Raw genomic sequence first — 18,907 nt, 5'->3', positions numbered from 1 at the left:
CGTCAAAAGGGTCGCTCCGGGACGCCCGGCGGGCGGTGCGCAGCTGTGCGCGCCGCCCGCCGGGCGTTGCCGTTTTCCGGCCGTCGTGAGGGCCGCCGCCGGGGCCGCTCTCGGTGCTGTTCCGCGGGCTGTTCCGCAGGGTCGCCACCCCCTTGACACCCCTCCTCGAAGGCGGGCACATTGAGTTGCGCAGCCTGAATCACGTTGCGCACAAAGCAACTGCACCGGTCTCAAGTTCGGAGGTTGGGCGATGGCGGGACCCCGAGTGGTCATCATCGGAGCGGGTGTCGTGGGGGCGGCCCTCGCGGACGAGATCTCCCAACGCGGCTGGACCGAGGTGACCGTGGTCGACCAGGGCCCCCTCCCGGCCACCGGCGGCTCCTCCTCACACGCTCCCGGCCTGGTCTTCCAGACGAACCCCTCGAAGACCATGACGGAGCTGGCCCGCTACACCGTCGAGAAGTTCTGCTCCCTCGACGTCGACGGCAAGCCCTGCTTCCTCCAGGTCGGCGGCCTCGAAGTGGCCACCACCCCCGAGCGCCTCACCGAACTCCACCGCCGGCACGGCTGGATCACGTCCTGGGGCATCGAGGCGCGGATCCTCACCCCCGAGGAGTGCGTCGAGCAGCACCCGCTGGTCAACCCCGACCGGGTCCTCGGCGGCCTGCTCGTCCCCACCGACGGCCTCGCCAAGGCCGTCCTCGCCGTCGAGGCCCAGATCCGCCGGGCGACCGAACGCGGCGTCCGCTTCCTCGCCCGCCACGAGGTCCTCGACGTCCGCCAGAGCGAAGGCGCCGTCACCGCGGTGGTGACCGACCAGGGCGAGATCCCCGCCGACATCGTCGTCTGCTGCGCCGGCATCTGGGGCCCGAAGATCGCCCGCATGGTCGGCATGAACCTGCCCCTCACGCCGCTCGCCCACCAGCTCGCCTGGACCGGCCCCGTCCCCGCCCTGGCCGGCCAGACCGAGGAGGCCGTCCGCCCGATCCTGCGCCACCAGGACGCCGACCTCTACTACCGGGACCGCTTCGACACCATCGGCATCGGCTACTACGGCCACCGCCCGATGCCGGTCTCCGCCGACGACATCCTCTCCGTCGACGAGGCCGGCCAGATGCCGTCGGTCCTGAAGTTCACCGAGGAAGACTTCGAGGACGCCTGGACCGAGACCCGGTCCCTCCTCCCCGCAACCCGCGAGGCCAAGGTCGAGGAGGGCATCAACGGCCTGTTCTCCTTCACCACCGACGGCTACCCGCTGCTCGGCGAGTCCCCGGACGTCAAGGGCTTCTGGGTCGCCGAGGCCGTCTGGGTCACCCACTCCGCCGGCGTCGGCCGCGCGGTCGCCGAATGGCTGGTCGACGGTCACTGCTCGTCCTTCGACCTCCACGAGTGCGACGTCAACCGCTTCGAGCCCCACCAGCTCGCCCCGGAGTACGTCCTGGCCCGCGACTGCCAGAACTTCGTCGAGGTCTACGACATCCTCCACCCCCTCCAGCCGTCCGGGAAACCGCGCCCGATCCGCACCAGCCCCTTCCACGCCCGCCAGCGGGAACACGGCGCGTTCTTCCTGGAGGCGAACGGCTGGGAGCGCCCCCAGTGGTACGAGGCCAACGCGGGCCTTCTCGAAGACCGTTCGATCCCCACCCCCAACGACTGGGCCGCCCGCTACTGGTCGCCGATCGTCGGCGCCGAGGCCCAGGTCACCCGCGAGACCGTCGCGATGTACGACATGACCGCGCTCAAGCGCCTGGAGGTGAGTGGCCCCGGCGCCGCCGACTTCCTGGAGGGCCTGGTCACCGGCAAGGTCGCCAAGTCCGTCGGCTCGGTGACGTACACGCTGCTCCTCGACCACGACGGCGGCATCCGCAGCGACATCACGGTCGCCCGCCTCGCCCGCGACCTCTTCCAGGTCGGCGCCAACGGCAACCTCGACCTCGACTGGTTCACCCGCCACCTCCCTGCCGACGGCAGGGTCCAGGTCCGCGACATCACCCCCGGCACCTGCTGCATCGGCCTGTGGGGCCCCCTCGCCCGCGAGGTCCTCCAGCCGCTCACCGACGAGGACTTCTCCAACGAGGGCCTCAAGTACTTCCGCGCCAAGCGCGCCTACATCGGTTCGGTGCCGGTCACGGCGATGCGGCTGTCGTACGTCGGCGAACTCGGCTGGGAGCTGTACACCACCGCCGACCAGGGGCAGAAGCTCTGGGACACCCTCTGGCAGGCGGCCGAGCCCGTCGGCGGGATCATCGCCGGCCGCGGCGCCTTCAACAGCCTCCGGCTGGAGAAGGGCTACCGCTCCTTCGGCACCGACATGACCTACGAGCACGACCCGTACGAGGCCGGCGTCGGCTTCGCGGTCAGGCTCGACAAGGGCGACTTCGTCGGAAAGACCGCGCTGGAGCGGCGCAAGGCGGATGTGCGGCGCCGGCTGAGCTGCCTCACCGTCGACGACCCGCGGGCGGTCGTGATGGGCAAGGAGCCGGTGTACGACGGTGAGCGTGCGGTGGGTTACGTGACCAGCGCGGCGTACGGCTACACGATCGGCAAGGGGATCGCTTACGCGTGGTTGCCGGTGGAGCTGGCGGTGCCCGGGACCGGCGTGCAGATCGGGTACTTCGACCAGCGCGTGGACGCGGTGGTGGCCGAGGAGCCGTTGTTCGACCCGGGGATGAGTCGTCTCCGTGGGTGACGGATCCGGGTGGCGTCGTTGTTCGACTGCGGGCTCGTCGTGGCTGGTCGCGCCCACGCGGCGGTAGCCGCATATCAGTACAGCCCCGCGCCCCTTACGGGGTGCCTCGACAAGGTCGTTGAAAGGATCGCGGAACCCGTATGAACGCGCTCAACATGCCCCTGGCCGAGCTGGACCCCGAGGTCCATGCCGCGCTCCGTGCCGAGCTGGAGCGGCAGCAGTCCACCCTGGAGATGATCGCCTCCGAGAACTTCGCGCCCGTCGCCGTGATGGAGGCGCAGGGTTCGGTCGCGACGAACAAGTACGCCGAGGGCTATCCCGGCCGCCGCTACTACGGGGGCTGCGAACACGTGGACGTCACCGAGCGGTTGGCGATCGAACGGGTCAAGTCGCTCTTCGGGGCGGGGTTCGCCAACGTGCAGCCGCACTCGGGAGCCCAGGCCAACACCGCCGTCTTCTTCGCGCTGCTCCAGCCCGGCGACACGATCCTCGGCCTCGACCTCGCGCACGGCGGCCACCTCACCCACGGCATGCGCCTCAACTACAGCGGCAAGATGCTCAACGTCGTGCCCTACCACGTCTCCGAGACCGACAACCTCGTGGACCTGGACGAGGTGGAGCGACTCGCCAAGGAACACCGCCCGAAGATGATCATCGCGGGCTGGTCGGCGTACCCGAGGCAGCTCGACTTCGCGGCCTTCCGGCGGATCGCCGACGAGGTGGGCGCCCTGCTCATGGTCGACATGGCGCACTTCGCGGGCCTGGTGGCGGCGGGGCTGCACCCGAGCCCCGTCCCGCACGCCCACGTGGTCACCACGACCACGCACAAGACCCTCGGCGGCCCCCGCGGCGGAGTCGTCCTCACCAACGACGCCGACCTCGCCAAGAAGATCAACTCGGCGGTGTTCCCGGGGATGCAGGGCGGCCCGCTGGAGCACGTCATCGCGGCGAAGGCCGTCTCCTTCAAGGTCGCCGCGTCACCCGAGTTCGCCGAACGTCAGGCTCGCACCCTGGCCGGGGCCCGCATCCTCGCCGAGCGCCTGACCCGCCCCGACGCGGCCGCGGCCGATGTGCAGGTGCTGACCGGCGGCACGGACGTCCACCTCGTCCTGGTCGATCTGCGGGAGTCCCCGCTCGACGGCCGCCAGGCGGAGGACCTCCTCCACGAGATCGGCATCACCGTCAACCGAAACGCCGTCCCTTTCGACCCGCGCCCGCCGATGGTCACCTCCGGCCTGCGCATCGGCACCCCCGCACTGGCCACCCGGGGCTTCGGGGCGGAGGACTTCGCCGAGGTGGCCGACGTCATCGCGCTCGCCCTCCAGCCCGAGCCGGACATCGCCGCCCTGCGCGCCCGCACCGAGGCGCTCGCTGCCGAACACCCGCTCTACCCGCACCTCTCGCACGACGGAGCCGTCCGATGAGCCCCCGCACCCGCCCCCTACGCCCTGCGGGCGTGGGGGGACCCCCAGGCGCCGACCTCCCCGACCACCCGGAGTTCCTCTGGCGCACACCCGAACCCAGGCGGTCGTACGACGTCGTCATCGTCGGCGGCGGCGGGCACGGCCTCGCCACCGCCCACTACCTGGCCAAGAACCACGGCATCACCAACGTGGCAGTCCTGGAGAAGGGCTGGCTCGCGGGCGGGAACATGGCCCGCAACACCACGATCATCCGCTCCAACTACCTGTGGGACGAGAGCGCCGGCATCTACGAACACGCGCTGAAACTCTGGGAGGGACTGGAGGAGGAACTCGACTACCCGATCCTCTTCTCCCAGCGCGGCGTCCTGAACCTCGCCCACAGCCTCCAGGACGTTCGCGACAGCGTCCGCCGGGTCGAGGCCAACCGCCTCAACGGCGTCGACGCCGAGTGGCTCGACGCCGATGGGGTCAAAGAGGTCTGCCCGATCGTCAACACCTCACCCGACGTGCGCTACCCGGTCCTCGGCGGCACCTACCAGCCCCGCGCCGGCATCGCCAAGCACGACTACGTCGCCTGGGGCTTCGCCCGCTCCGCGGACGCGGCCGGCATCGACATCATCCAGAACTGCGAGGTCACCGGGCTGGACGTGGTGGGCGGCCGGGTCGTCGGCGTGCAGACGACCCTCGGCCCGATCGCGGCAGGCAAGGTGGCCCTCTGCTCGGCCGGCCACACCTCGGTCCTGGCCGCCATGGCGGGCATCCAACTCCCCCTCCAGAGCCACCCGCTCCAGGCCCTGGTCTCCGAACTCCTGGAGCCCGTCCACCCCACCGTCGTCATGTCCAACGCGGTGCACGTGTACGTCAGCCAGGCGCACAAGGGCGAGCTGGTGATGGGCGCGGGCATCGACGCGTACAACTCCTACACGCAGCGCGGCGCGTTCCACATCATCGAGGAGCAGATGGCGGCGGCCCTCGAACTCTTCCCGGTCTTCGCGCGCGCCCACGTGCTGCGCACCTGGGGCGGCATCGTCGACGTCAGCCCCGACGCGTCGCCCATCGTCGGCCTCACCCCGGTGGACAACCTGTACCTCAACTGCGGCTGGGGAACCGGCGGTTTCAAGGCCACGCCAGGCGTCGGCTGGGTCTACGCCCACACCATCGCCCACGACAGCCCTCACCACCTCAACGCCCCCTTCTCGCTCGACCGTTTCACCACCGGCGCGCTCGTCGACGAGCACGGCGCGGCCGCGGTGGCCCACTAGGGAGCCCAACCATGCTGCTCATCCCCTGCCCGTGGTGCGGGCCCCGCGACGAGACCGAGTTCCACTACGGCGGCCAGGCCCACGTCCCCTACCCCGAGGACCCGGCCTCCCTCACCGACGAGCAGTGGGCCCGCTACCTCTTCTTCCGCACCAACCCGAAGGGCCCGTTCGCGGAGCGCTGGAGCCACGCGGCAGGCTGCCGGCGTTGGTTCAACGCGGTCCGCGACACGTCGACGAACGAGATCCTGACGGTGTACAGGACGGGCGAGCCGCGCCCGGTGACTTCGCAGCCGACTCCGCCCCTCCCAGCCCGTCCGGCGTTTGAGGACGAGGCCGTTCAGGCCGAAGGGGGGCCTGGGGGCGCAGCCCCCAGCGGGGTCGAAGGGGCGGCGCCCCTTCAGGACGGGACGGGCAGGGGCGGCGGGGGCGACCACCCCTACCGCACCCCCACCGGCGGCCGAATCGACCGCACCACCCCCCTCACCTTCACCTTCGACGGCACCCGGTACCAGGGCTACCGAGGCGACACCCTCGCCTCCGCCCTCCTCGCCAACGGCATCATCCAAGCCGCCACCAGCATCAAGCTCGGCCGCCCCCGCGGCATCTTCTCCGCAGGCGTCGAAGAACCCAACGCGGTCGTCCAGATCGAGGCCCCGTTCCCCGAGCCGATGCTCCCCGCCACCACCGTCGAACTCCACGACGGCCTGGTCGCGACCAGCCTCCCCGGTCAGGGCCGCCTCGCCACCACCCCCGACCCGGCCCGCTACGACGCCGTACACGCCCGCTGCGACCTGCTGATCGTCGGCGCCGGCCCGGCCGGCCTCGCCGCTGCGGCGGCCGCGGCCACCACCGGCGCCCGCGTCATCCTCGCCGACGACCAGCCCGAGCCCGGCGGCAGCCTGCTCGGCACCGGCGAGCACCTCGACTGGGTCGCGGCCACCCGAGCCCGCCTCGAAGCCGCCCCCGAGGTGCGCGTCCTGCCCCGCACCACCGTCTTCGGCCACTACGACGACAACCATCTCCTCGCCGTGGAGCGCCGCACCGCCCACCTCGGCGCCGACGCCCCGCCGCACGTCTCCCGTGAACGCGTCTGGCGGATCCGCGCCCGGCACGTCGTCCTCGCCACCGGCGCCCACGAACGCTCCCTCGCCTTCGGCGACAACGACCGCCCCGGCGTGATGCTGGCGACCTCGGCCCGTACCTACCTGAACCGGTACGCCGTGCTCCCCGGCCGGCAGGCCGTCGTCCTCACCACCAACGACAGCGCCTACGCGGCCGCCCTCGACCTCGCGGCGGCCGGAGTCGGCATCGCCGCGATCGTCGACACCCGGCCCGAACCGGGCCAGTGGGCCGAGCGGGCCCGGTCCGCCGGGATCGAGGTGCTGCCCGGCCACGCGGTCACCGGCACGGCGGGCAGCGAGCGTCTCACCGCCGTGACCGTCGCGCCGTACGAAGGCACCGGCGCCCAGCGGGAGTTCGCCGCCGACCTCCTCCTCGTCTCGGGCGGCTGGAACCCCGTTGCCCACCTGTTCAGCCAGGCGGGCGGCAGGCTCCGCCACGACGAGGCACTCGGCACGTTCGTGCCCGACAGCTGCCGTCAGGCGGTGGAGGCCGTGGGCGCCGCGAACGGGGCGTTCGACCTCGCCACGGCCCTCGTACAGGGCACCGCGGCCGGCACCCGCGCGGTGGAGGCGGAGGGCTACACCGCCGAGACCCCCGCCCTCCCCGCCGTGGCCCCACAGCCGTACACCCCGCCCATGGCGGTCTTCACCGTCCCCGGCGAGGCCCCCCGCTTCGTGGACCTCCAGCGCGACGTCACCGTGGCCGACCTGACCCGCGCGACCGGCGCGGGCCTGCGCTCGGTGGAGCACACCAAGCGCTACACCACGGCCGGCACCGCCAACGACCAGGGCAAGACCGGTGGCCTCCTGGCGAGCGGAGTCGTCGCCGAACTCCTCGGCGTCGACGTCTCGGCGCTCGGCCTGCCCACCTTCCGGCCGCCGTACACCCCCGTCTCCTTCGCCGCCCTCGCCGGGCGCGACCGGGGCGCGCTGCACGACCCGGTCCGCACCACCGCCCTGCACCGCTGGCACGTCGAGCACGGCGCGCTCTTCGAGAACGTCGGTCAGTGGAAGCGGCCCTGGTACTTCCCGCAGGACGGCGAGGACATGGAGACCGCCGTGCTCCGCGAGTGCCGTGCCGCCCGTGAGGGCGTGGCCTTCATGGACGCCTCCACGCTCGGCAAGATCGACGTCCAGGGCCCGGACGCCGGGCGCTTCCTGGACCTGCTCTACACGAACATGATGAGCACCCTGAAGGTCGGCATGATCCGCTACGGCGTGATGTGCCGCCCGGACGGCATGGTGTTCGACGACGGCACGGTCATCCGGCTCGCCCCCGACCGGTTCCTGGTCACCACCACGACCGGCAACGCGGCGGCCGTCCTGGACTGGATGGAGGAGTGGCTGCAGACCGAGTGGCCCGACCTGCGCGTGCACTGCACCTCGGTCACCGAGCACTGGGCGACCGTCGCCCTGGTCGGCCCCCGGTCCCGCGCCGTCCTCGGCTCGCTCGCGCCCGGACTGGCCGTGTCCAACGACGACTTCCCGTTCATGGCCTGGCGGGAGACCACCGTCGCCGGCATCGACGCCCGCGTGTGCCGGATCAGCTTCTCCGGCGAACTCGCCTACGAGATCAACGTGTCGCCGTGGCACGCGGTCGCGCTCTGGGAGGCGCTGTACGAGGCGGGCGCCCCCTACGGCATCACCCCGTACGGCACCGAGACCATGCACGTGCTGCGGGCCGAGAAGGGCTACCCGATCGTCGGCCAGGACACCGACGGCACCGTCACCCCGCAGGATCTCGGCATGGGCTGGGCGGTCTCGAAGAAGAAACCCGACTTCATCGGCAAGCGCTCCTACGCGCGTGCCGACACCGTCCGGCCCGACCGCAAGCAGCTCGTCGCCCTGCTCACCGACGACCCTGCCGCTTTCCTCCCGGAGGGCACGCACCTGGTCGCCGAGAGCGAACTGCCCGCCCCGCCGGTGCCGATGCTCGGCCACGTCACCTCCAGTTACCGCAGTGCCGCACTCGGCCGGACCTTCGCCCTCGCCCTGGTCAAGGGCGGCCGGGAGCGCATCGGTGAACGCCTCTACGCCCCCGTCGGCGGACAGCTCCTGCCGGTGACCGTCGCAAGCCCCGTCCTCTACGACCCCGAGGGAGCCCGCCGCGATGGCTGACACCGCCCCGACCGCATCCCGGCGCAGCCCCCTGGCCGACGCCGCACCCCGGCTGGCCGCCGTGACCCGCTCCTCCAAGGGCGCGGTCCGCCTCGCCGAACTCCCGTTCCTGGCCCAGGTGAACGTCCGCCTCGACGCCAAGAGCCCGGTGGCGGACGCCGTCGGACTGGCCCTGGGACTGCAGCTGCCTCTGGAACCCGACACCGTGGTGCACGCGGGGGAGGCGACCGCGGTCTGGCTCGGCCCCGACGAATGGCTGGTGGTGGGTCTGCCCGGCACCGAGCGGGACCTGGAGAGCCGGATCCGTACGGCAGCCGGGGACGAACCGGGCGCCGTGACCGTCACGGACGTCTCCGCCCAGCGCACCGCCCTCCTCGTCGGTGGCCCGCGCGCCCGCGACCTGCTCGCCCACGGCTGCGCCCTGGACCTGCACCCCCGGGCCTTCGGCCCCGGCCGCTGCGCCCAGACCACGCTGGCCCGCACCCAGGTCGTCCTGGTCGCACGGGACGAGACCAGGGCCGGCTTCTGGGTACTGGTGCGTTCCTCCTTCGCCGGCTACCTGGTGGACTGGCTGCTGGACGCGGCCGTGGAATACGTGTGAGGCACCGCGAAGGGCGGGCCGGCACCCCACCGGGGTGCCGGCCCGCCCTTCGCGGTGTCAGCGGAAGACGACCGTGCAGCGGCCGTTGACCAGCACGCGGCTCTCACTGTGCCAGCGCACGGCGCGGGCGAGCACCTGGGCCTCCACGTCGCGGCCCAGCGCGACCAGCTCGTCCGGGGCGTGCGCGTGGCTCACCCGGACGACGTCCTGCTCGATGATCGGGCCCTCGTCCAGGTCGGGCGTCACGTAGTGCGCCGTGGCGCCCACCAGCTTGACGCCGCGCCGGTGCGCCTGGACGTAGGGCCGGGCCCCCTTGAAGCTCGGCAGGAAGGAGTGGTGGATGTTGATGGCCCGGCCGTCGAGCTGCTTGCACAGATCGTCGGAGAGGATCTGCATGTAGCGGGCGAGCACCACCAGGTCGACGTCCAGCTCGCCGACGAGCCGCAGCAGCCGGGCCTCCGCCTCCGCCTTGGTGTCGGGTGTCACCGGGATGTGGTGGAAGGGGATGCCGTAGGTCCGGGCCAGCGGCTCGAAGTCGCGGTGGTTGGAGACGATCGCCGGGATCTCGATGTTGAGGGCGCCCGTGGACCGGCGGAACAGCAGGTCGTTCAGGCAGTGGCCGAACTTCGACACCATGATGAGGGTGCGGGTCGGGGTCGACGCGTCGGTCAGCCGCCAGGTGATGCGGTGCTCCTCGGCGACCGGGGCGAAACCGGTGCGCAGATCCTCCAGGGAGACGGCCTTGTCCGGGACGTCGAAGTGCACCCGCATGAAGAAGCGGTCCTGGAGCCGGTCGTCGAACTGCTGGCTCTCCAGGATGTTGCCGCCGTGGCCGACCAGAAAGCCGGTGACGGCGTGGACCAGACCGGCCCGGTCGGGACAGGACAGGGTGAGGACGAACTCGCGGCCGGGCTTCGGTCGAGGAGACATGACATCCTCCTGATGCGCATTGCGCAACGACATGAGTGATACGCAACATGGTCCAGCCAAGGGGGTCTACGGGTCAAGAGGCTGCGTTCTACTTGGCGCACCACTCTGTACGATGCGCAACTCGCGTGCGAGTCGGTCCCGTCAACGGCCGCCGGGGCGGGACCGCTCCGCGAGTCCCTTCAGGTGCGCCGTGCGCGACTCGCCCGTCTGCCCCTGGACCAGCAGGAACAGCCCCTCCCTGGCCAGCCGTTGGGCGCGGTGGTCCAGGGACATCGCCCGGCCGCCGCCCGTCACCACCGCCGCGGTCGTGGCCGTACGCATCAGCGTGAACGCCTCCGCCCGCAGCGCCAGCCGCTCCTCCGCGTGCTCGTCCGGCACCGGATGGTCGGCCAGCGCGTAGGCCCGGCGGCGGATCTCCGCCAGGCGGCCGCGCAGGCCGGCCGTGAACTCCTCGTCCACCAGCGCCAGCGCCGTCTCCGCGATGCCGAAGACCGCCGGGTTGGTGTTGCGGGTCTTCGGGCGGTCCGCCGCCGCCCACCGCGCGAACGGCGTCCGGAGCGCGACCGCCTCCTCCGGGACCAGCAGGCCGTCCAGGTCCAGCGACACCGTCCGGGACGCGGTGAGCGCCGCCAGGCGCATCGGCTCCGACGGCCGCAGGCCCGGCTGCTCCCGTGCCTCCACGAAGGCGAACAGGGCCTCGTCGTCCTCGGTCACCCCGGCCAGCAGCAGCACGTCGTTCAGGCCCCAGCCGGTGTACCAGGGCACGGTGCCGGAGAAGAGCCATGCGCCCGCCTCCCGACGGACCCGCACGGGAACCCGCGGGTAGGACCGCAGATGCGCGTACGCCACCCCCGACAGCAGCTCGCCGCGGGCCAGCGGGCCCAGCAGGCGCTCCCGCACCGGCAGGGCGGTCCCCGCCAGGGTCAGCACGGGCGTGTGGTGCTGCGTCTGCACGAACCAGGTCGAGCAGCACGCCCCGGCCAGGATCTCCGCCGTCTCCCGCACCACGGCCGCGGGCGCCGCCGAGCCGCCGTACGCCACCGGGGCGTTCACCCCCAGCAGGCCCGAGCGCTTGACCGCCTCGATGTGGCTCGCGGGGACGCCCTCCTGGTCGACGTGCTCGGCGGCGGGGGAGAGGAGGCCGTCGGCGAGTTCCCGGGCGCGGGCGACGAGCGGATGCGTGGCGATGGTCATAGCAAAGATTCTTTCGGTTACCCGGAGTGCGGTGTCGATCCGGGGGCCCGCCGTTCGTGTAGAAGGCGAGAACACCCCACGACGACCGAGGAGTACGTCATGAAGCACTACCTGCTGAGCGTGGTCCAGCCCGCCGACGCCACCCCGCCCCCGCCCGACGCGCTCGCCACGATCATGCGCGACGTCGAGGCGTTCAACGACGAGCTGCGCGCCGCCGGTGCCTGGGTCTTCGCGGGCGGACTGCACGGTCCGGAGACGGCCACGATGCTGCGGCCCAAGGACGGCGACGTACTGATCACGGACGGGCCCTACGCCGAGGGCAAGGAGTACCTGGGCGGCCTCTGCCTGATCCGCGCCGAGGACCTCGACGCCGCCCTGGAGTGGGGCCGCAGGGCCGCTCTCGCCACCACCCTCCCCATCGAGGTACGGCCCTTCGTGGACCAGCACTGATGGTGGAGTCCGCCGACGTCGAGGCCGTGTTCCGTACCGAGTACGGGCGCGCGGTCTCGGTTCTGGTCCGCTTCCTCGGCGACATCGACCTCGCCGAGGAAGCGGTCCAGGACGCCTTCACCACCGCGCTGGACAGCTGGCCGCGCACCGGGACGCCGCCGAGCCCGGCCGGCTGGATCATCACCACCGCCCGCAACCGCGCGATCGACCGGCTGCGCCGGGAGTCCTCCCGGGACGCCCGGCACACCGAGGCCGCCCGGCTGCACGCGTCCGACGCACCGGCCGAGGAGGGCCCCGTGCGCGACGAACGGCTCCGGCTGATCTTCACCTGCTGCCATCCCGCCCTCGCCCTCCAGTCCCGGGTGGCCCTGACCCTGCGCCTGCTCGGCGGGCTCAGCACGGCCCGGATCGCCCGCGCCCTCCTGGTCCCCGAGCCCACCCTCGCCCAGCGCCTGGTGCGCGCCAAGGCGAAGATCCGCGACGCGGGGATCCCGTACCGGATCCCGAAGGACGCCGACCTCCCCGACCGGCTGAACGGGGTCCTGGCCGTCGTCTACCTCGTCTTCAACGAGGGCTACGGCGGCGATCCCGCGCTGTGCGCCGAAGCCCTGCGCCTGGGCCGGCTGCTGTACGAGCTGATGCCGGACGAGCCCGAGGCCGCAGGGCTGCTCGCGCTGATGCTGCTCGTCGAGGCCCGGCGGCCCGCCCGGCAGCCGACGGCCGGTGAACTGGTCCCGCTGCCCGAGCAGGACCGCGGCCTCTGGGACCGGGAGCTGATCGAGGAGGGGCAGGAACTCGTCCGGCGGTGCCTGCGGCGCAACCGCCCCGGGCCGTACCAGATCCAGGCCGCGATCAACGCCGTGCACAGCGACGCGCGGAGCGCCGGGGCCACCGACTGGGGTCAGATCCTGGCGCTGTACGACCAGCTCATGGCCGTCGCCCCCACTCCGGTCGTGGCGCTGAACCGGGCGGTCGCGGTGGCCGAGGTCCAGGGCCCGGCCGCGGCTCTGGAGCTGGTCGACGCCATCGAGCTGAGCGGGTATCACGTGCTGCACGCCGTCCGCGCCGACCTGCTGCGCCGGCTGGACCGGGACAGCGAGGCGGTGGCGGAGTACGACGCGGCCATCGCGCTCACCGGCAGCCTGCCCGAACGAGTACACCTCGCACGGCGACGGGGCGAACTCACCGACTGAGCAGGTGTGACCTTCGTCAAACGCAGTGGTTTCGGGCTGCCGGAATTTACTTCGGTCCATGAAAGGTTGCAATATGCATCTGATCGTCGAGACCCCGTTCGGGCCGTGCGGCCCGAACGCACCACCAGCGAGGCATCCGTGAACCAGCCCACCCCCGAGCAGCCCGCCGACATCGTGGCCCGGCTGCGCGCCACCTTCCGCACCGGCCGCACCAAGCCCGTCGAGTGGCGCATCGGCCGGCTCCGCCGGCTGCGCGCCATGCTCACGGAGCGCGGCGACGAGATCGCCGCGGCCCTCAACGCGGACCTGGGCAAGAGCACCCGCGAGGCCTACGGCTCGGAGATCGACTTCACCATCCGGGAGATCGACCACACCCTCGACCACCTGGAGGAGTGGCTGCGCCCCGAGTCCGCGCCGGTCCCGAAGCACCTGGGCGACGACGCGACCGCCTGGACGCAGTACGACCCCCTCGGCGTCGTCCTCGTCATCGCCCCCTGGAACTACCCGGCCCAGCTGCTGCTCGCCCCCGTGGCCGGCGCCCTGGCCGCCGGCAACGCCGTCGTCGCCAAGCCCAGCGAGCTCGCTCCCGCGACCTCGGCCGTCCTGGCCCGGCTGCTCCCGGCCTACCTCGACACCGAGGCGGTCGCCGTCGTCGAGGGCGGCATCCCGGAGACCACGGCCCTGCTCGCCGAGCGCTTCGACCACATCTTCTACACCGGCAACGGCGTGGTCGGCCGTATCGTCATGCGGGCCGCCGCCGAGCACCTCACCCCGGTCGCCCTCGAACTCGGCGGCAAGTCCCCGGCGTTCGTCGACCGCGACACCGACCTCACCGTGGTCGCGCAGCGGCTCGCGCGCGGCAAGTTCCTCAACGCCGGGCAGACCTGCGTGGCCCCCGACTACGTCCTGACCGACCCGGAGACCGCCGCGGCCCTGGAGCCCGCCCTGGCCAGGGCCGTCCAGGGGCTGTTCGGCAGCGAGCCCAAGGAGTCCGGCGAGTACGGCCGGATCGTCAACGAGCGGCACTTCGACCGGCTCAGCGCACTGCTCGGCTCGGGCCGGGTGGCCGTCGGCGGCGAGACCGACCGCGCCGCCAAGTACATCGCGCCCACCGTGCTCGCCGACGTCGACCCGAAGTCCCCCGTGATGCAGGAGGAGATCTTCGGCCCTCTCCTGCCCATCGTCACCGTCCCGGACCTCGACAGCGCGATCGGCTTCGTCAACGACCGCGACAAGCCCCTCGCGCTCTACGTGTTCAGCGAGTCCGACGACACCCGGGAGCGTTTCGCCGCCGAGACGTCCTCCGGCGCCCTCGGCCACGGCCTGCCGCTCGCCCATCTCACCGTCTCCGACCTGCCGTTCGGCGGGGTGGGGGAGAGCGGTATGGGCAGCTACCACGGTCGCTACTCCATCGAGACGTTCAGCCACCGCAAGGCGATCCTGGCCAAGCCGCTGAGCTGATCCCCCGCCACGTTCCGGGCCCGGCCGCACCTGCGCGGCCGGGCCCGACCGCTGCCGTGGCCCGGGGTTCGGCGGCCGGTTGACTGGTCTACACCCTTGACTGGTACAGACCAAAGCAGTTGAGTGTGCCTCACACCCCCCACCGCGGCCGCACCCCCTTCGAGGGGCGCGGCCGTGCTCCGCAAAGGAGTTGATCCGTGTTGAGGCGCCGTATCGCCGCACCCCTGACCTCGCCGGCCATAGGCGGCTCCGTCCTGGTGCTCCACGCGGCCCCCTCGGCCTCCGCCGCCGGCTTCGTCGTCAGCGAGGCGCAGTTCAACCAGATGTTCCCGAACCGGAATGCGTTCTACAGCTACAGCGGCCTCACCGCCGCCCTCAGCGCCTACCCGGCCTTCGCCAACACCGGCAGCGACGCCGTCAGGAAGCAGGAGGCGGCCGCCTTCCTCGCCAACGTCAGCCACGAGACCGGCGGACTGGTCTACATCGTCGAGCAGAACACCGCCGACTACTCGCACTACTGCGACTGGAGCCAGTCCTACGGCTGCCCCGCGGGTCAGTCCGCCTACTACGGGCGCGGCCCCATCCAGCTCAGCTGGAACTTCAACTACAAGGCCGCGGGCGACGCGCTCGGCATCGACCTGCTCGACAATCCCTGGCAGGTCCAGAACAACTCCGCCGTGGCCTGGAAGACCGGCCTCTGGTACTGGAACACCCAGAAGGGTCCCGGCACCACGACCGGGCACAACGCCATGGTCGACCAGGCCGGCTTCGGCCAGACCATCCGCTCCGTCAACGGCTCCCTGGAGTGCGACGGCAAGAACCCGGCGCAGGTGCAGAGCCGGGTCAGCGCCTACCGGAAGTTCACCCAGATCCTGGGCGTCCCGACCGGCGGCAACCTCTATTGCTGACCTTTCCGTCAGGACCGTGTGCCAGACTCCGTCGATGACCTCCGAAACGATCACCGCGGACGCCTCCGGCACCTGGAAACTCGGCGACCTGCCCGTCCACCGCCTCGGCTTCGGCGCGATGCGGCTGACGGGCAGCGCCGCCTTCCACCACGGCACCCCGAGCGACCGCGACCGCTCGATCGCCGTCCTGCGCAAGGCCGTCGAACTCGGCGTGAACCACATCGACACGGCGGCCTTCTACTTCTCCGCCCTGCGCTCCGCCAACGAACTCATCAACACCGCACTGTCCCCGTACCCCGACGGCCTGGTCGTCGTCACCAAGGTCGGCCCCCACCGGGACTACTCCGGTGAGTGGGGCACCTCCGCCCGCCCCGACCAGCTGCGCGGGCACGTCGAGGAGAACCTGCGCCAGCTCGGCCGCGACCACCTCGACGTCGTCAACCTCCGCCGGATGCGCCAGGACTCGATAGCCGAGCACTTCGGCGCCCTCGCCGAACTGCGCGAGGCGGGGCTGATCCGGCACCTCGGCGTCTCCGACGTCGAACCACGCCATCTCGACGAGGCACAGGCCATCGCCCCCGTGGTGTGCGTACAGAACCGCTGGGGACTCGACGCGGCGGACCCGGCCACCGACGAGGTCGTGCGCATCTGCGGCGAGCGGGGCATCGCCTTCGTGCCGTTCTTCGCCGTCGCGGGCGACGCCGGGGCGCTCGGCGCCACCGCGAGCCACGACGACGAGGTCCTCGCCGTCGCCCGCGCCCACGGCGCCACCCCCGCCCAGATCCGCCTCGCCTGGACCCTGCACCAGGGCCCGCACGTCCTCGCCATCCCCGGCACCGGCAACCCGGACCACCTGGCCCAGAACGTGGCGGCCGGCGCCGTCCGGCTCACCGAGGACGAGCTGACCCGGCTCAACGCCCTCCACACCAGGGCCGGTTGACGGTACGGCTCAGACCGCCCACACCCCGCCCCGCATCAGGTGCCGGCCACGCAGCTCGTGCGTCCCGTGCCAGGCCTGCACCGCGTACGGCCGGATCCGGAAGAACGCGTACGACGGGCTGTCCCCGCGCGGGTCCCAGCCCGTCTTCGCCCGCAGCGCCCCGGCAGCCGCCGCCGGCACGTCGGCCGGGGAGCAGGCGGTCACCTCGCCGTCGAGCAGCACGACGTCCTGGGTGTCCCCGAGCGCGAGCCGGGCCCGGCCGCCGTCCCGCAGATTGCGGCCGGTCGGGTTGGTGATCCGGGTGGACAGCCACACCGCGTCGCCGTGCCAGACGAACCAGAGCGGGACGAGACACGGCAGCCCGCAGTCGTCCGCCGTGGCCACCCACACGTCCCTCTCCCGCTCCAGACGGTCGAGTACGTCGCGCTTGCGCTGCTCGGGGGAACGGGCCGGGTTGGTGATCTTCATGGCCGCGAAAGTACCGGCCGTGCCCGCCCCGCGCCTCGGGCCCGCGTCCTAGGTCTCCGGTACCGCGCACCGGGGCGGTTCCCCGGCGCGCGCCGGGCTCCCCATGACGGGTTCACCGGTGCCGGCCGCCGCCGGGCTGACTACACTGCCGTAGACGGTCTGCCGACCGAGGACGAAGAAGGGGTGAGGAACCTTCCATGGCCGACGGGAAGGACGAACGCCGGCCCGCCGGCGAACTGGAGGCGAGCGTCATGGCCGCTCTCTGGGCCGCGGGCGCGCCCCAGACCCCCGGACAGGTGCAGCGGAGCCTCGGCACCGACCTGGCCCGCACGACCGTGACGACGATCCTGACCCGGCTGCACGACAAGGGCGTGGTCGAACGGCACCGTCAGGGGCGCGGCTACGCCTACGTCCCCGCCCAGGACGCACAGGGCCTCACCGCGAAGCGGATGCACACCGAACTCGACCGGGACAGCGACCGGGAGACCGTGCTCGCCCGCTTCGTCGCCCAGCTCAGCCCCCACGACGAGCGGGTTCTGCGGACCCTGCTCGAACCCGGCGAGCAACCCGGTCCGTCATGACCGCGCTGCTGCTCCTGCCCCTGCTGGTGCCGTTCGCGCTGCCGGCGCTGTCCCGGCGGGCCCTCGACCGGCTGGCGCCCGGCACCGCGCTCTGGGTGATCACCGCCTCGGCCGTCGCCCTCGCGGGCTGCTGCCTGGCCGCGCTCGGTGCGTTCTTCCTCACCGGGCTTCTCGAGCTGCCGTTCTTCGCGGCGCTCGGCCAGCTGGTCCGGCCCCTGCGCACCGCCTCCGACCAGTTCGTCCTGCCACTCGCGGCCATCTCGGTCGGCGGCCTCGCCGTGTGCCTCGGGACCCTCGCGCGGTCGGTGCTCCGGCAGACCCGCGCCTTCCGCGCGGCCCGCACGGAGGCGGGGCGCCGGCCTGCCGCGGGCGACCTGTGCGTCGTCGACTCACCGTGCCCGGACGCGTACGCGCTGCCCGGCCGTCCGCACCGGATCGTCGTCACCACCGGAATGCTGCGCAGCCTCGACGGAGCCGAGCGGGAGGCGCTGTTCGCCCACGAGCGGGCGCACAACACGGGCGGCCACCACTTCTTCCTCGCCGCGGCGGAGCTCGCCGCGCACTGCCACCCGGCGTTGCGGAGGGTCCGGGACGTCGTCCGGCTCGCCGTGGAGCGGGCCGCGGACGAGGCCGCGGCGAGCGCGGTGGGGGACCGGCGCCTGACGGCCCGCGCGATCGCCCGGGCCGCGCTGGCGGGGCAGGGTGCCGCCGCCGAACGGCCGGCGTTCGTGTCGGGCGCCGCGTCCGGGCCGGTGCCGCAGCGGGTCGAGGCGCTGCTGGCGCCGCGCGGGCGGCGGCGGGCCGGGGCGTGGGTCGTCGTGCTGCTGGTGGCCTGCGCCGGGTTGTCGTGTGTCGCCTCCGCGACCGGGATGGTCGACTTTCACCATCGGGTGGAGGTCGCTCAGGGGGAAGCGGAGCGGTAGGGGACGGCAGGGGGGGCGGCCGTTCGTCGGGTGCGGGTGCGTTGTGGCTGGTCGCCCAGTTCCTCCCCCAGCCTTCGGCCGGGGGTACCCCCAGCGCCCCTGTGGGGGCGCTCCGGTCGGCGCACCCCGAAAGAGCTGCCCGGGGGAAAGGCGGCTGGCGTCCTGGGCGTTTTACGTATAACCTCTCCCGCTAACCAGCCCCACCGAAAGGCCCCCATGCGACGCGTCGCCCTGGTCACCCTCGTCGTCGGCGACTATGACGAGGCGATCCGCTTCTACACCGAGGCCCTCGGGTTCCGGCTCGTCGAGGACGAGCCCCGCCCGGACGGCTCCCGCTGGGTCGTCGTGGAGCCCGGCGGGCAGGGGCACGGCACCGGACTGCTGCTCGCCCGCGCCAAGGACGAGGACCAGCGCGCCCGCGTCGGCGACCAGACGGGCGGCCGTGTCGGCTTCTTCCTGCACACCGACGACTTCGCCCGCGACCACGCCCGGATGACCGCCGCCGGCGTGACCTTTCTGGAGGAGCCGCGGCACGAGCCGTACGGCAGCGTCGCCGTCTTCCAGGACCTCTACGGAAACCGCTGGGACCTGCTCCAGCCCGCCGCCTGACCGACCACTCCGAACCACTTGCCGAGGACAGCTCC

16 protein-coding genes are annotated in these 18,907 nt (G+C 72.5%); 13 read left to right on the top strand and 3 right to left on the bottom strand.

The annotated features are described in order from the left end of the window. The first annotated feature begins 250 nt into the window (after positions 1-250). From ACFY6U_RS16910 to ACFY6U_RS16890, 5 genes are all read left to right on the top strand, one after another. Positions 251-2,689, top strand: a complete 2,439-nt coding sequence (locus tag ACFY6U_RS16910) for an FAD-dependent oxidoreductase (RefSeq protein WP_390038842.1) — start codon at positions 251-253, stop codon at positions 2,687-2,689. Between the two features lie 140 nt (positions 2,690-2,829). Further along, on the top strand, positions 2,830-4,113 hold the full coding sequence (gene glyA / locus ACFY6U_RS16905; protein WP_390038840.1) for a serine hydroxymethyltransferase: 1,284 nt from the start codon (positions 2,830-2,832) through the stop codon (positions 4,111-4,113). Between the two features lie 32 nt (positions 4,114-4,145). Next, positions 4,146-5,375, top strand: coding sequence for a sarcosine oxidase subunit beta family protein (locus ACFY6U_RS16900; protein ID WP_390038838.1), 1,230 nt, complete (start codon positions 4,146-4,148; stop codon positions 5,373-5,375). Between the two features lie 11 nt (positions 5,376-5,386). Further along, positions 5,387-8,614: a sarcosine oxidase subunit delta family protein gene (locus ACFY6U_RS16895; protein ID WP_390038836.1), complete on the top strand. Its 3,228-nt coding sequence runs from the start codon at positions 5,387-5,389 to the stop codon at positions 8,612-8,614. Further along, on the top strand, positions 8,607-9,215 hold the full coding sequence (locus ACFY6U_RS16890; protein WP_390038834.1) for a sarcosine oxidase subunit gamma: 609 nt from the start codon (positions 8,607-8,609) through the stop codon (positions 9,213-9,215). The genes ACFY6U_RS16895 and ACFY6U_RS16890 overlap by 8 nt, the downstream gene beginning before the upstream one ends. Positions 9,216-9,272: 57 nt before the next feature. Here the strand turns inward: ACFY6U_RS16890 and purU are convergent, their stop codons facing one another. Both purU and ACFY6U_RS16880 read right to left on the bottom strand, forming a co-directional pair. Then, a complete protein-coding gene (gene purU / locus ACFY6U_RS16885; protein WP_390038832.1) occupies positions 9,273-10,145 on the bottom strand; it encodes a formyltetrahydrofolate deformylase in 873 nt (290 codons plus the stop codon). 141 nt (positions 10,146-10,286) lie between these two features. Next, positions 10,287-11,339: an acyl-CoA dehydrogenase family protein gene (locus ACFY6U_RS16880; protein WP_390038830.1), complete on the bottom strand. Its 1,053-nt coding sequence runs from the start codon at positions 11,337-11,339 to the stop codon at positions 10,287-10,289. Positions 11,340-11,438: 99 nt separating this feature from the next. Here ACFY6U_RS16880 and ACFY6U_RS16875 point away from each other — a divergent pair, with 99 nt between their 5' ends. The 5 genes from ACFY6U_RS16875 to ACFY6U_RS16855 all read left to right on the top strand — a co-directional run bounded on the left by ACFY6U_RS16875 (position 11,439) and on the right by ACFY6U_RS16855 (position 16,291). After that, the gene (locus ACFY6U_RS16875) at positions 11,439-11,789 is read left to right on the top strand and encodes a YciI family protein (protein ID WP_390038828.1); all 351 of its coding nucleotides are present in this window, start codon (positions 11,439-11,441) and stop codon (positions 11,787-11,789) included. Beyond that, positions 11,789-12,982, top strand: a complete 1,194-nt coding sequence (locus ACFY6U_RS16870) for an RNA polymerase sigma factor (RefSeq protein WP_390038826.1) — start codon at positions 11,789-11,791, stop codon at positions 12,980-12,982. Before ACFY6U_RS16875 ends, ACFY6U_RS16870 begins: the two co-directional genes overlap by 1 nt. A 6-nt stretch (positions 12,983-12,988) precedes the next feature. Next, on the top strand, positions 12,989-14,443 hold the full coding sequence (locus ACFY6U_RS16865) for an aldehyde dehydrogenase family protein (protein WP_390038824.1): 1,455 nt from the start codon (positions 12,989-12,991) through the stop codon (positions 14,441-14,443). 197 nt (positions 14,444-14,640) lie between these two features. Next, positions 14,641-15,351, top strand: a complete 711-nt coding sequence (locus ACFY6U_RS16860; protein WP_390038822.1) for a chitinase — start codon at positions 14,641-14,643, stop codon at positions 15,349-15,351. 34 nt (positions 15,352-15,385) lie between these two features. Then, positions 15,386-16,291, top strand: coding sequence for an oxidoreductase (locus ACFY6U_RS16855; protein WP_390038821.1), 906 nt, complete (start codon positions 15,386-15,388; stop codon positions 16,289-16,291). A 9-nt stretch (positions 16,292-16,300) separates the two neighbouring features. Here the strand turns inward: ACFY6U_RS16855 and ACFY6U_RS16850 are convergent, their stop codons facing one another. After that, positions 16,301-16,759 carry a pyridoxamine 5'-phosphate oxidase family protein gene (locus ACFY6U_RS16850; protein ID WP_390038819.1) on the bottom strand — a complete coding sequence of 153 codons (459 nt, stop codon included), beginning with the start codon at positions 16,757-16,759 and terminating at the stop codon, positions 16,301-16,303. A gap of 197 nt (positions 16,760-16,956) precedes the next feature. Between ACFY6U_RS16850 and ACFY6U_RS16845 the strand changes: the two genes are divergently transcribed. The 3 genes from ACFY6U_RS16845 (at position 16,957) to ACFY6U_RS16835 (ending at position 18,872) form a co-directional block, all read left to right on the top strand. Beyond that, positions 16,957-17,340 (top strand): BlaI/MecI/CopY family transcriptional regulator, encoded by a 384-nt coding sequence (locus ACFY6U_RS16845; RefSeq protein ID WP_351499325.1) that lies wholly within the window; start codon positions 16,957-16,959, stop codon positions 17,338-17,340. Then, positions 17,337-18,263 carry a M48 family metalloprotease gene (locus tag ACFY6U_RS16840; protein ID WP_390038817.1) on the top strand — a complete coding sequence of 309 codons (927 nt, stop codon included), beginning with the start codon at positions 17,337-17,339 and terminating at the stop codon, positions 18,261-18,263. Before ACFY6U_RS16845 ends, ACFY6U_RS16840 begins: the two co-directional genes overlap by 4 nt. Before the next feature lie 216 nt (positions 18,264-18,479). Beyond that, positions 18,480-18,872: a VOC family protein gene (locus ACFY6U_RS16835; RefSeq protein ID WP_390038815.1), complete on the top strand. Its 393-nt coding sequence runs from the start codon at positions 18,480-18,482 to the stop codon at positions 18,870-18,872. The last annotated feature ends 35 nt before the right edge of the window (positions 18,873-18,907 follow it).

Source organism: Streptomyces sp. NPDC013157, from assembly GCF_042899865.1.
Classification (GTDB): Bacteria; Actinomycetota; Actinomycetes; order Streptomycetales; family Streptomycetaceae; genus Streptomyces.
Note: the sequence above shows the minus strand (reverse complement) of the source record. Positions and strands in the feature narration are given on the sequence as shown.